Raw genomic sequence first — 13,565 nt, 5'->3', positions numbered from 1 at the left:
CTAAAGAAACGGAGTGAAACGGAAATATTTTTACATAAAAACTCTTGGTTTATCTGTAACCGAGGTCCCAGTAACGCGCATATAGTAATCCATTGCTTCTTCTTCAGATATTTCTATATTCTTATGAGCCTGTAAGAGCAGAATAACCAGTATGGGTGCCTGGCGAATATAAGCACCCAGCAAGGATTTCTCATATAAAAAATTTTCTACTCGCTTAATTTCTTTCCCGGCATGACGTTTAGCGAAAATTCCTGCTTTGGGTCTGGTTAGGTCGAGCTTATAAATCGAGCCTACAAGCAGCACCTCAAGATCCATTACCAGGCGGTTGAATTCTTCGTCCAGAACAGCCCCAAGCATCCATAATAGCCTGTCGCTCAGCTCTGTGAAATCTTTTTCACTCAGCGTAATGTTTTTGGGTAGCGGAACACGGTTAAAAGAGATAAGCAACGCATTTATGGATGCAAAATAAGCCTGCATAGTCAATATATGCCGTCGCACCTTTACATCCAGCCAAAGCTTGTGTTTTTCAAGCAGACCTTCAAATCCCTGTACGCCATGCGCAAATTCACGAAACTTTTTTGTTGATGTGAAGATATCGGCATATTGAACATGTGGATCATAAGGCAGATGCATATCCAGTTTTAAAAGCAATTCTCGTAGTAGTGATGCTTCATTCTGGCGCACTTCAAATTTCTGCGTGCTACTTTCCATGAATCGCAGGATTTCCTGCTGTGCATCCACTCGTTTTTCCAGAATCACACCGGCCACTCGGGTGCGTTCGTCTTTTTTCTTAAGATAAAAAGTGGTAACGAAAGCAATGATTAAACCGGCCAGAAGAATAGACGCAAAATTGGCGACTGCTTCCCAGATAAAAACTGGTAAATTGAGGGTGAATTCCATTTCTTCCTGAACCCGGCTTATTCACCGGAACCCGGCTTATTCACCGGAACGCTGACTGGGCATCCTGAAGCCCCGGGGAGCCGGTAGCTCGTCGCCGAACGCCGATTTCGAGACGGCACCGTCTTCCGGTGACGCTCTGTCCGGCTGCTATCGCCGTTATTCAGCCCCTTCCCTGCCTTGTCGTCGGTCATCCGGGCAGCCGGAACCGCCGGTCATCGACAGGACCGGCGTCTCACTGTCTTGCTTATGCGACCGCTGAGGCGTCAGCGCAACGCTGTCAGTTTTGGTAGCCCTTTCAGCAGAGTCGGCCACCATTTATCGGCTGCGGCGCCGAGGTGGACCGTGATACGTCGGGCGTGGAGGATCAGGGTGGCGGCCACCTTGAGGACCTGCTCACGCATTCGGATCAGGCTCCAGCCCTGTCGGGTTTGCCGTTCCAGCACGCAACGCAGACCATGCAGCACCTGATAGGCGTAAAGGCTCAGCAGAAGACTCGCCTCGTTGCGATCCATCACGTTCTGCTCGGTGGAGGCGCCGCGATCGGTCGACGAGAGGTGAACATCCAGCGCCGACTTGACCTCGCCCATGTGCGCCTCGGCGCTGCCGCGCTTGCGGTACAGTGATAACACCTTTTCCGGCGGCCAGTGGTACCGACTCAGGTTGGTCACCAGGAAGAAGGCGTGGAGCAACAGGTCGTCGGGGCGCTCCTGAACCACCAGCACGACGCGCCGTGGCTCGGGCCAGCTGTCGGCCCGGTATTCAAGGTCATGGCACCATTCCCGGGGCTGGTCCGGGGGTCGGCCGGGCGGCCGCTTGAGATACGGCGCCGCCAGCGTCTGAAGGGTGTTGTTGCTGCGCAGCCGGCCCAGGTACCCGATATCACGCTCTTCCATGGCCAGCAGCGTATCGTTGCCGGTAAACCCGGCATCGATACGCACTGTCACTGTCGCACCGGTGCCTTCATTGAGGCGCCGTACCAGGTGAGGGATCCAGGTATCGGCGTTCTCGGCAGGGCCCGCGTTACCCTCGCGCAGCAGGCCGCCGACCATGTCACCGGTTTCGGCCAGCGAGGCCACCAGCGGCGAATAAATGCGTGTGCCGTACAGCCCGTGAAAGGCCGACCCGCCCTGACGACCATGGACCTCGATCGGCAGGCCGTCGATGTCCAGCGTCAGGTTATCGGGCTGCTCGCCGTGGTTCAGCGATGCCAGGCGCCAGATCGCCAGGCGCAACAGGCCTTCATGCACGGTATCGATGTTGTCATGACTCCCAAGGCACGCCAGCAGCCGCGACAGCGTCGCCTGCGACGGACGGTCCTGTGCCAGAGGCGTCATTCCGCGTGCATCGCTGCACGCCAGCTGCCAGAGCGGATCGTGACGCAGCGTGTCGGTATCGTCCAGGTCGATCCACCCCATGGCGCGCTGCAACACGACGGTTCGCAGCTGGCTGGCCAGGGAATGACGAATACGCAGTGGATCACGCCGGTCGACCAGGCTTTCTTCCAGCGCCTGGATAACACCGCTGTTGTCGAGGGCTTCACGCAGCAGCAAGGCGCCGCTGTCGCTGGTGGTGCGGTGGCCGCTTAGCTCGGCCCGAACAGAACCATTGCAGGAAGGCGTCCACGACGATAATCTTTCACCCATGGCGAGAGGTCCTCTTGAATCAAGTTCTGGCTGGAACATCCTGATTCTACAAGAGAAACCCCTCGCCATCTTTATTTTCAAGCCAGCCTCATGAATAAGCCGGGCGGAACGCTGATTGGGCATCCTGAAGCCCCGGGGAGCCGGTAGCTCGTCGCCGAACGCCGATTTCGAGACGGCATCGTCTTCCGGTGACGCTCTGTCCGGCTGTTATCGCCGTTATTCAGCCCCTTCCCTGCCTTGTCGTCGGTCATCCGGCCAGCCGGAACCGCCGGTCATCGACAGGACCGGCGTCTCACTCTCTTGCTTATGCGACCGCTGAGGCGTCAGCGCAACGCCGTCAGTTTTGGTAGCCCTTTCAGCAGAGTCGGCCACCATTTATCGGCTGCGGCGCCGAGGTGGACCGTGATACGTCGGGCGTGGAGGATCAGGGTGGCGGCCACCTTGAGGACCTGCTCTCGCATCCGGATCAGGCTCCAGCCCTGTCGGGTTTGCCGTTCCAGCACGCAACGCAGACCATGCAGCACCTGATAGGCGTAAAGGCTCAGCAGAAGACTCGCCTCGTTGCGATCCATCACGTTCTGCTCGGTAGAGGCGCCGCGATCCGTCGACGAGAGGTGGACATCCAGCGCCGACTTGACCTCGCCCATGTGCGCCTCGGCGCTGCCGCGCTTGCGGTACAGCGATAACACCTTTTCCGGCGGCCAGTGGTACCGACTCAGGTTGGTCACCAGGAAAAAAGCGTGGAGCAACAGGTCATCGGGGCGTTCCTGAACCACCAGCACGACGCGCCGTGGCGCGGGCCAGCTGTCGGCCCGGTATTCAAGGTCATGGCACCATTCCCGGGGCTGGTCCGGGGGTCGGCCGGGCGGCCGCTTGAGATACGGCGCCGCCAGCGTCTGAAGGGTGTTGTTGCTGCGCAGCCGGCCCAGGTACGCGATATCACGCTCTTCCATGGCCAGCAGCGTATCGTTGCCGGTAAACCCGGCATCGATACGCACTGTCACTGTCGCACCGGTGCCTTCATTGAGGCGCCGTACCAGGTGAGGGATCCAGGTATCGGCGTTCTCGGCAGGGCCCGCGTTACCCTCGCGCAGCAGGCCGCCGACCATGTCACCGGTTTCGGCCAGCGAGGCCACCAGCGGCGAATAAATGCGTGTGCCGTACAGCCCGTGAAAGGCCGACCCGCCCTGACGACCATGGACCTCGATCGGCAGGCCGTCGATGTCCAGCGTCAGGTTATCGGGCTGCTCGCCGTGGTTCAGCGATGCCAGGCGCCAGATCGCCAGGCGCAACAGGCCTTCATGCACGGTATCGATGTTGTCATGACTCCCAAGGCACGCCAGCAGCCGCGACAGCGTCGCCTGCGACGGACGGTCCTGTGCCAGAGGCGTCATTCCGCGTGCATCGCTGCACGCCAGCTGCCAGAGCGGATCGTGACGCAGCGTGTCGGTATCGTCCAGGTCGATCCACCCCATGGCGCGCTGCAACACGACGGTTCGCAGCTGGCTGGCCAGGGAATGACGAATACGCAGTGGATCACGCCGGTCGACCAGGCTTTCTTCCAGCGCCTGGATAACACCGCTGTTGTCGAGGGCTTCACGCAGCAGCAAGGCGCCGCTGTCGCTGGTGGTGCGGTGGCCGCTTAGCTCGGCCCGAACAGAACCATTGCAGGAAGGCGTCCACGACGATAATCTTTCACCCATGGCGAGAGGTCCTCTTGAATCAAGTTCTGGCTGGAACATCCTGATTCTACAAGAGAAACCCCTCGCCATCTTTATTTTCAAGCCAGCCTCATGAATAAGCCGGGCTGAAGTCTCTTCAAAAGTTTTTCCGAATCCATAACGTCATGCGGCTAAAGTTAGCCACCCTATGCGCCAAAGCCGATAGGCAGCCAGGCTGGTAGTCCGTTGCGCAGACGCTAGCGTCGGCTGCTTTTGTAGAATTGGTGGTGCTTATCCAGAAACACCACGTAGAAGATGTTGCCCTGCAAGAAGCCGGCGGCTCGTGGCTTCTGCCCGCCGATGTTGCGTATCACGCCCCAGTTTTTCTGACCTTGAAGGTGGCGGGGGCAGGCAAAGTCGGTGTTGGCCGACTCGGGGAAGCGGCCGTAAAGCGTGAGCGTCGTGTCCTGGCGGGCCTCTGGCACCGTCTGCTGGCTGATATGGGCCATTTTTTGCAGCAGGCCGGCAAGCTGGCCGGGGTTGTCTTCTGCCCAGTTCGACAGCGACTGCCCGGTATCGTCAGCATCATGGAAATGTTTGAAACTGAACAGAACGCAGGGCTTTTCGGTAGCTCTGGGCTCGCGGGTTTCCGTGGCCCGTTTGCCGCCCGCCATCGCTTTGCGTTTCTTCGCGGCCATGGCTACATCATCTCTTCGATATTTTCAACGCGCTCGAAAAGCGATACGGCGCCAAAGGCACCAGCGAGATAGTCCCGACCATAGTGGGCCTTGAGCTGCCGGGCGCGTTCCTTGAATTCCACCAGAGAGTAGAGCTCGCTGCTGCCTCGGGAGTCCTTATCGACGAACCAGATCTGATCGCGACGAAAGTCCTCGGTAGCCATCAGGCTGGTGTCGTGCGCTGCGGCGATGATTTGGCTGCCTGACGCATTTTTCTGATGATAGATGCGAAACAAGAAACGGGTGAGAAGCGTATGAAACTTGGCTTCCAGTTCATCGATCACCAGAATGCGCTTGTTTTTTATCGAGTCGTAAATGGGGCCCAGCAAATGAATCAGCTTTTTGGTGCCTTCCGACTCGAACGACAGCGGAAACTCCATGCGGGTCGTTTCTTCCCCGGCGACAACGCGCTTGGTGACCTTGAGGCTTTGTGATTTCTGCTTTTTGGACAGGCGGTTCAACGACGACAGAAGGTTCTGTAGCTCTACCTGGTCGTCGGGTACATCCAACCCTACTTCGGGCATTTCGACTTCCACAACGTTGAGGTCGGCGATCTGAAAATAGTCGAGAATCTCCAGCAGCCAGGCCTTGAACTCGGCGTCTTTCTTCATTAGCTCAATGGTGAAGCCCATGTAGCCCTGTTCCTGGGTGCCGCTGATGACGGCGAGGCGGTTCACCCAGCGCACCAGGTGTTGCGAATGCTTGCCGTCGTGGCTGGCCAGCAACGCGACAAAGGGAACGCTGTCTCGCGTTTGCTGGACCCTGCCTTCCTTGACAAACGGCGCCGCCTCGGCAAAGCCCTGCTTATTGTACTCAACCTCTTGGCCTTCGCGGTTGAAGAGCATGGTTTCCCGGGCGCTGGGGGTATAAAACAGCCATTCGCCCACGACGCGGCCGGCCTGTATTTCCAGGCCATAGCGGTAGCGGATGCCGGCTTCGTAGAAAACCACTTCCATGACGGAGGGCTGTTGCGCGCTTTCCCGGGCCAGTAAAAACGGAAGAACGTGACCGGTAGGGGTGTCGTGCTCCTCGAGTGCCGCCTGACTATGCAGGACAATACGCCGAAACAGGGACAGCGCGCGGATGAAATTGGACTTGCCGCTGGCATTGGCACCAAAGATCAGCGCGCTTTTCAGCAGCCGGGTGTGATCGTTTCCCGGTGCCGGGAAAGCGTTCAGCGGATTGATGTCGTCCTTGCCACGGCTCACGGCTTCCATGCGCAGGGCTTGCCCTTCCTGAAACGACAGGACGTTTTCCACCGAGAAACTGACCAGCATAGCGGTATACCTTTAAAGTCGGGCCAAAGCCGGCAAGTAGCGCGCCATGTTTGCGCTTGTCCCACACCGGCAGCGGATCGACGGCGATCTTACACCAGTTTTTTGTTATGACACAGCGTTTTTCGCCATTAAGGCGGGTGTGGCCGCGGATGATACGTCTAACGCCGATGGTGCCGCCGGGAGGCGACCAGAAAATGCCAAAGGCAGGTGGAAAGCAGTACCGCCATCAGCAGGATGAACGCTTCCTGCCCGGGAAAGGCGGCGTATAGCGGGCGAAAGATGACCATGCCGCTGGCCCAGGCGTTCAGCGTGGCGCCCAGCGCCGGGATAACGTCGGGCGTGGCGGCGGGCCAGGTCAGCCAGCCTCGATGCCAGTTGGCCTGCTGCAAGGCAATTACACCGGCACAAGCAAACACGCCCAGTAGCGGCTGCCAGTAGCTTTGCCCGTGGCGCGAGAGGACGAAATTGAGCGAGACCAGCAGGCGCTCCCAGAAACGCTTGTGACGGCCGTCGCGGCGGGCCGCTTCGCTTAGCTCCCGGCGGTAGGCTTCCATCTCGTGGGCGAAATAGGCGTTGGCCTCTATGCGGTTGCCCACCGCCTCGAATGAGTGTTTGATGATGCGAAACGTTTCCCGATCGGTGCTCTTGCGCGCGTGCGGACTGAAGGTCGCATCGAGAAAGTTGGGCGGCTCGCGGCGGTTGGTGCTGCGCAGGTCGAGGGGAAGGTGAAACGTCGCGCTGCGAAAATTGGTAAAGCTGTAGAAGCTGACATAGCGCAGCGTGATACGCCCACCGCTCTTGTCCGCGGCGCCAAAGCGGCAATCTTCAAAGCCGGCGAAATCACGAAAAATCGACTTGCGAACCAAAAAGCTCTCAAAGGTAGACTGGTAGAAATCCGCCAGGCCTTCGAAGTTGACATTTTTGGCGCTGAAGCGGCCAACCGGGCAGTGGATCAGCGCGAACTTGTCCAGAAACACGGTGCTGTTGAACGAGATATCGGTAATGGGGCCGGTGTTGGCGAGTGTAAAGCGGCCGCCGAGCTCGCAGTGCTCGAGCGCTATTCGATCGATCTGCGTTTTTTCGGCCAGGGTATTGGCAAAAACGGGGATGTCGGTCGCCATGTTCTGCAGGCAAAGGCACCCACGAATCACGCCGTCGCGAAAGAAGGCCAGGGCGCTGTCAATCGGCGACTGCCCCAGTTCGTTGCCTTGAATGGCTATCCCTTGCTCAAACCGACAGCGATCAAACAGCACGTGATCCTGCCCCGGGCCGCTGCCGTCTTCTACTCGCCAGGGCAGGTCAAACGTGCAGTCTTCAAAGCGGCTATGGGTGCTATATCCCAGCGATAGCGGCTCGCAGGTAAAATGGCAATCAATAAAGTACAGCGCAGGGAACAGTCTCAGCAGCGCCGCATAATCATACCCAAGGCGTTCGTCGCAGGCTGGGAAGTGGATAGCGCGAACAATCAGCGGGGTTTGCCGGCGGGCGAAGTCGAGATCCAGCTCGAACAGGCTGATCGATGGGGCGACGGCTTCGTCTTCCGGCGCGTCCAGTGACATCAGCCTATCGTCCGAGGCCTCGTCGCGCTGGCGGGCGTGGTAAAGCCCGGCGTCGATAAAGGCCTCGGCGTCGGCCAAACTCACGCCGCTCGCCTGCCGCGTAAGCTGCTTGGCGAGATGGCGAGACAGTGCGGTGTAGAAGGTTTCCTGGCCTGCTACATCGCACAGCCAGTCGTCCACGCCTTGCGGCTTGGGTGCTGAGAGAACGGTATCCATGAATCAATGCAACCCGGGAGAGAAGGCCCGCTGCGGCCGCTACTTCTTCAGCAGTGAACGCACGGCCATCGCCAGTCGCAGGACGCGCGACGGGGTGTGGCTGACGGCGAAATAGGGGGTTTGTACGGCGCCGAACGCGCGGAAAAAGCGCTCGATCGGCTCGATCATGGAGCCTTCAAAGTCGAAAACCTCTACAGCTTCTGGCTGCCGGCAGAGGGCTTCCCACAGCACCAAGCTAGTCGCGCCGCTGCTGCGCAGCTCCGGGTCGCCGCCGCCCATCAGGTAATAGGCGGTGTTGACGCTGCGGACAATATAGGCGCCGGCATGCAGCCTGCCTTGAGCATCTTCGGCGACCAGGCAGTCGCGGGCATCGCGCGCCGCGGCGGCGGCGTCGAGCCTCTTAACAAAATCGCGGCTGTAAGGGGCAGAGCGGTTCTGCCGGACAAACGTCATCTCATTGAGGGCCAGAAGTTCGTCCAGCGTGCCTTCCCGCACGGTAACGTCGAGCTTGTTTGTAGCTTTACGTATTTCGCGTCGGATATTCTCTTGCAGCCCCTTCCATAGCTGCTCTTCTTCCTGCATGGGCAGGCGGTAGGTATAGCGCGTTGTTTGCTCGAAGCCGCGCCAGTAAAAGGGCAGCCAGTTCTGGCAGCCGCAGTGCCAGTTCTGCGCGTAGTGGTGGTAGCGCGGCAGCTGGTCGGCCAGCGCTCCCAGCACATCTTTTTCGTATGCCAGCCGCTTGGGGTAAGACTTTTGACTCGGGCGCACCCAAGGACCCAGCGTTTGCGTGAGCGGCGGCTGAGTCAGTAGGGTCAGCCTTCCCTTTTGCCGTGTCACGTAGGGCAATGCTCCGATGACCTGCTCGCCCTTGGTTGCCAGCACCACATCCCAGCTATCACCGGCTACCGCATCCAGCCACCAGGCCTGGGAGAACAGGGGGATGGTGGGTTCGGTTTGGCACAGGGCGCGATAGATATCCTTCAAACGAAAAGTTCCTTCTTGAACGGGTATTGTTCTGCCAGGCTTGCCAGTGCTTCACGCTCTTGCCGCGGCAAATTGTGCGGGTCGTCATGGTGAAAAGCGGGTAGTTCCCCGCCTTCCCGAGGAGCAACGTTGCACCATGCACCGAGGCGGTGTATTAGTTTGTCATCAAAGTCCTGATAGTGGACCCTTTGTACGTTTTCCTCGGGGAAGGACATCAAATCCTTGTCTATCTGCTCTTCCAGGTAATAAGCCTGGGCGGCACACATGGCGCCTTCAGGCAGGGCCAGCAGGTCATCCACATTCGGTGGCATGATGCTCCACCACTGGCCTGCCCGAGTTCCGGTTTTTTGCCGGGCCTTGCGTATGGAGCGAATGACGAACCTGGGATCGCGGCGGACAAAAATTATCTTGGCATCGGGGAAGGCCTGGTGAATCAGCCGCAGCCGCTGGCCGGCGTTCAGGTTCTTGAAGAGTAACGGGCGCTGTAGGCAGGCAGAAGCACCCAACACTTCCCGGCGAATCTCGGCCACCATCTTGGGCGTCACCTCATGGTGGTCGATAAAGTGGCGGTCTTTCGGCAGCCACCGATACCAGAACTGCCCGCATTCGCTGGGGGCATGGCCGCCAAAATTGCTCGTGTTGCCGTGCTCGGCCTTGAAGTTATCGTGAGGGGCATCGCCGTATTTTCTCCGGCTCAGCCATAAACCAAAACGCAGGTTGCGATGCCACGCACAGGCCGTGTTGTCGATATAGGCAAACTGATAGGCATTGGTTAATGCCTGGTAGAGAATGGTAGAGCCGGTTCGAGGCGCACCGATGATGAAGACAGGCGGATGCTCTGTCTTTTTATCGGAATGAAAAAAATGGTTTTCCCAAATTCTGATAGCGGGAGAGAGAAATCTTAAGAGGAGAGCTAAGATTTTTCTCCGTATTTTTGATAGAAAGGTTATTATCCTCATTCCTTACCCCTTGTAGTCATCAAGCTTTTTGACGACCTTGGCAGGAACTCCCGCTAACAGTTGGTTGCTGTCCGGAAAGGATTTGGTTACGACTGATCCCGCCGCAACAATCGTATGCTCACCTATTTTCACTTCCGGCAATATCACTGCGTTTGCCCCCAGCCAACAATTATCACCAATAATGACTGGGCCACCTTCAATATAATGATGATAGTTATTAGGGTTGTGGTTCATCGATATAATCGAAACTCTTGGGCCAATCCATACGTTTTTTCCAAAATTTATGCCGTTTCTTCCATCAATATGACAACCCATGCTTAGTCCAGGACATCTCGTCCCTCTTTCAATTTTTTCAGGGCTTATAACCTTAGAAGTCCAATGCACAGGCCAGCCAGCAAGATGGTTTATACGCAGCATCTTCTGAATACAAAAATGCTTTAAGAGAAGTATCGCTTTGAAGCTTGGATTACCAAACCCATCCCCTCCCAAAAAAGACAATATTTTTCTCAACATACTTTACCTTTAATTACCAAAAAAGCTTATGTCAAGCTTAATGGATACTATGGAGCGTATAAGACACCGCTTAATGAATTAACTTTTATCTTTATTTTCAGGGTGATTCAAAAAGTCGTGAGCATTAAGTCCCACAATAGAAACACCCTTCTCGATTAGACTCTTATGCTCTTTTTCGTCGTGACGGCCATACAATGCTAGCGGGTGTTGGTTTTGTTTTTTTAGCTTGATACAAGAGTATGCTTTTCTGGCGAATGGTATCTTGGATGCTTTCTTTTTTATATGAGCAATAGGACTTTTGGATGCGTTACCCAAATTTTCAATTTTATCTGTTGCTTGCTCATTGTAAGATTTTTTTATATATCCTATGCACCATGCCTTATGTTTTCTTAACGCCAAGGGCACATCCTGCCAAAAATCGACGAACTCCTTGTCCCAGAGCGGCATCCACCAGTCGTAGCCAAAAAACTCATAAACTCTTACCGAATTACAAATAAACTTTGCCTGACGTTCCTGCCACTCCCACTTTTCATAGGCATCCGCGTATTGCCATGCCGTTTTTATTTCTGTTGCTTCGGCTTTTTCCTTGATTCTTGTTTTCCAGCTGCTTACTTGGGTCGTGAAGAGGTCAGCAGGCGCTAAGTTGTAATGCCCTTGAAAAAGAGCGTGGCAGACATCGTCAAGGTCCAGCGCCTCGCCGGTAAAGGCGGCATCGGGAATGTGGCTTCCTGCGACAAAGCCACCATGCCCGGGTACGAAAACGGCGTCGCTATCGATCACGCTTTTTTCTTTCATGATCTTGACCGCCAGCCAGTCCTGAACCACAGCCACACTGGTCCACCCCGACCCCCATTTCTGGTACTGCCAGCGCGCTTCGCTTTCCCAGGCTTGGCGCCACAGTTCGTTGCTGTATTCCACGAAATGCCAGCGCAGGCCCAGAGCGTCCGCTACCCGTTTGCTGTATCGGGACTCCTTGTTGCCGGGGACGCCGTAGGTAAAGGTAAGAATATTTTCATAGCCCAGACGTTTGAGTAGCGATACGATAAGGCGCGAGTCGTATCCGCCGCTGAGCGGTACGACAATTTGACGACCGTCGGCATGGTCAATCAAACGCTGAATGCTGGCTACTGCGATACGGTCCAGCTGGTCTTCGAGCAAGGCCTTGTCATAATCCTGCGGTTCGGTATGCAAGAAACGATAGTAGCGCTGTGTCTCGACGGTGGGCGCATTTGAATGTTCCGTGATCATCAAACATTCGCCGGCCTGGAGCTGTTTGACGTTGGGAAAGAGCGTGTCTGGGCCCGTGACGTAGCCTGTCAGTTGGAATTCTTCTCGAGCCAGGTCGTCCATTACTTCATCGCCGACTTGCTGGCGAACCCATTCGGCCTCGTCGGAGAGGAAAACTGTAGCGTCACGCTGCCCATAAAATAGCGGTATCGAGCGGATGTGATCGACGGCAGCGAACAACTTCCCGGGCTGCTGCTGCACAACGGCGTAAAAACCGTTGAGTTCTGTCAGCGCCTGGCTAAATGCATTCAGCGTGAGTGCCTGTTGAAGGGTGTCGACATCCTGCCAGATGCGGCCGCATTGCGCGTAGTATTGCTCCGGTGAGGTAGTTGCATGCTGCCAGCGCGGAGAACCAAAGTGTGTCTTTATCTGTGCCATCAAAATGCCTTACGAAATAGACGCCAATAATGAATAGCCATCAAGCCGGCTGTCGCCATCGCCAGCAGCCACCATATAACGCTGAATGTCGGCCAATGAGTGCCTAGCCATAAAGGCGCCACTGAAGCCAGGGATACGAAGAAGGTGCTGGCAGCAGGCCGTAGCATCATGCCTTTTGTATTACCCGTGATACGGGTGATCCAGGCGAGAAAGCCCACCCAGCAGAGGGCACTGGCGCCGGAAAACAGCATGACGGCGACTATCAGGTTTTCCTGCCAGGCGCCCAGCGTGATGGCAACCACCCGCGCCAGCAGTAAAATGACCTGAAACAATAACCCTTGCGCCTGTTTTTCCATTACGGAAAACAGGGTGCTCAGCGGCGAGGTAATAAAGACCATATAGAGCCAAGGGGCCATCCAGCGTGCAAAGTCGCCCGCACTGCGCCATTGCTCACCGAACACCAGGGCAAACAGGTCGGGGCCTATCACGATCAGCACGAGTGCCGGGGGCATGGCGATCTGTGCCAGTTTCTCGTGTACGTTGCTGACGAGCGGCCCCAAGCGCCCTTCGCGGTAGGCCTCGGCGGCACTGGAAAAAAACACGTTGCCCACGGCCTGCCCCACAATCGACATCGGCAGGGTCAGTACGCGATGAGCTAGCGCATAAAGGCCGGCGGCACCGGCACTGAACAGTGAGGCGAAAAGTAACGGCGGCAGCTGCTGGCCGGCACTATTGAAGAAGCCCCCCCAGGTCGAGAAAAGCGGAAAATCCCGGTAGCGCTTAGCCGAGTGCCACACATCCCGCCAGCGCCAGCGGCGCAGCTCGGGGCGCTGCAGCGCGGCGCGCGCCAGGGTGATGCTGCCAACGCCCTGGCCCGTTGCCTGACCGCCAAGCAGCGATATGCTACCGGCCTCGGCGCCGAGCAGCTGGATGGCAAGCGTGCCCAGCGTTTGCCGTAAGCGCGTCTTGGCGATAAGCGGGAACTGTTTGGTGCGTATCGCCCAGTAGTTAAAGACCTTGTAGCACCCCTGCAGCAACACCCCGAGCGGCAGCAGCCACAGCAAACCTGCCAGCTGCGGCACGCCGAGTACAGACGCGATGGAGTCTCCTGCCATCAGTACGAGTACTGCGGTAATCAGCGTAACGCCCAGAACCGACAGCAGCGAAAGCACGACGATGCTGGCGGCGTCCTGATCGCTTTCCGGCAGCGGAATCGCCAGTTCATAGCGCAGGCTGGCAATGACGGCGAGAACGCCCAGCAGGCCGGCATAAACGGCCAGCAGCCCGAAGTCGTCGGGCGTGTACAGGCGCGTCAATAGCGGCGATGCCAGCACCATCAGTAGCTGGGCGCCGGCGGTGCCGCCAACCAGAACGCTGACGCTGCGGGCGAAGGCGTTATTGGGCAGTAGCCGTACGGCCCGCGCCTTGAGCGATGCCAGGGTCATGACGGC

11 protein-coding genes are annotated in these 13,565 nt (G+C 57.2%); all 11 read right to left on the bottom strand.

Annotation, left to right across the window (positions count from 1 at the left end; all coding sequences use genetic code 11):
• Positions 1 to 30: 30 nt before the first annotated feature.
• Entirely contained in the window at positions 31 to 900 is an 870-nt protein-coding gene (locus ACZ415_RS04395) for a hypothetical protein (protein ID WP_344703190.1), read from the bottom strand.
• Between the two features lie 263 nt (positions 901 to 1,163).
• Positions 1,164 to 2,582: an IS1380 family transposase gene (locus tag ACZ415_RS04390; protein ID WP_311883841.1), complete on the bottom strand. Its 1,419-nt coding sequence runs from the start codon at positions 2,580 to 2,582 to the stop codon at positions 1,164 to 1,166.
• Positions 2,583 to 2,866: 284 nt separating this feature from the next.
• On the bottom strand, positions 2,867 to 4,285 hold the full coding sequence (locus ACZ415_RS04385; RefSeq protein ID WP_464387719.1) for an IS1380 family transposase: 1,419 nt from the start codon (positions 4,283 to 4,285) through the stop codon (positions 2,867 to 2,869).
• A gap of 176 nt (positions 4,286 to 4,461) precedes the next feature.
• On the bottom strand, positions 4,462 to 4,902 hold the full coding sequence (locus ACZ415_RS04380; RefSeq protein WP_344703674.1) for a hypothetical protein: 441 nt from the start codon (positions 4,900 to 4,902) through the stop codon (positions 4,462 to 4,464).
• A 2-nt stretch (positions 4,903 to 4,904) separates the two neighbouring features.
• The gene (locus ACZ415_RS04375) at positions 4,905 to 6,218 is read right to left on the bottom strand and encodes an AAA family ATPase (RefSeq protein WP_344703672.1); all 1,314 of its coding nucleotides are present in this window, start codon (positions 6,216 to 6,218) and stop codon (positions 4,905 to 4,907) included.
• A gap of 158 nt (positions 6,219 to 6,376) precedes the next feature.
• Positions 6,377 to 7,993 carry a hypothetical protein gene (locus ACZ415_RS04370; protein WP_344703670.1) on the bottom strand — a complete coding sequence of 539 codons (1,617 nt, stop codon included), beginning with the start codon at positions 7,991 to 7,993 and terminating at the stop codon, positions 6,377 to 6,379.
• Between the two features lie 39 nt (positions 7,994 to 8,032).
• Positions 8,033 to 8,977: a GNAT family N-acetyltransferase gene (locus tag ACZ415_RS04365; protein WP_344703668.1), complete on the bottom strand. Its 945-nt coding sequence runs from the start codon at positions 8,975 to 8,977 to the stop codon at positions 8,033 to 8,035.
• Entirely contained in the window at positions 8,974 to 9,936 is a 963-nt protein-coding gene (locus ACZ415_RS04360) for a sulfotransferase (protein ID WP_344703666.1), read from the bottom strand. The genes ACZ415_RS04365 and ACZ415_RS04360 overlap by 4 nt, the downstream gene beginning before the upstream one ends.
• A 3-nt stretch (positions 9,937 to 9,939) precedes the next feature.
• On the bottom strand, positions 9,940 to 10,449 hold the full coding sequence (locus tag ACZ415_RS04355; RefSeq protein WP_344703664.1) for an acyltransferase: 510 nt from the start codon (positions 10,447 to 10,449) through the stop codon (positions 9,940 to 9,942).
• Between the two features lie 78 nt (positions 10,450 to 10,527).
• Positions 10,528 to 12,114 carry an asparagine synthase-related protein gene (locus tag ACZ415_RS04350; protein WP_344703662.1) on the bottom strand — a complete coding sequence of 529 codons (1,587 nt, stop codon included), beginning with the start codon at positions 12,112 to 12,114 and terminating at the stop codon, positions 10,528 to 10,530.
• Positions 12,114 to 13,559 carry a lipopolysaccharide biosynthesis protein gene (locus ACZ415_RS04345; RefSeq protein ID WP_344703660.1) on the bottom strand — a complete coding sequence of 482 codons (1,446 nt, stop codon included), beginning with the start codon at positions 13,557 to 13,559 and terminating at the stop codon, positions 12,114 to 12,116. Before ACZ415_RS04345 ends, ACZ415_RS04350 begins: the two co-directional genes overlap by 1 nt.
• Positions 13,560 to 13,565: the final 6 nt, after the last annotated feature.

This window comes from Halomonas cibimaris (assembly GCF_055379665.1).
Note: the sequence above shows the minus strand (reverse complement) of the source record. Positions and strands in the feature narration are given on the sequence as shown.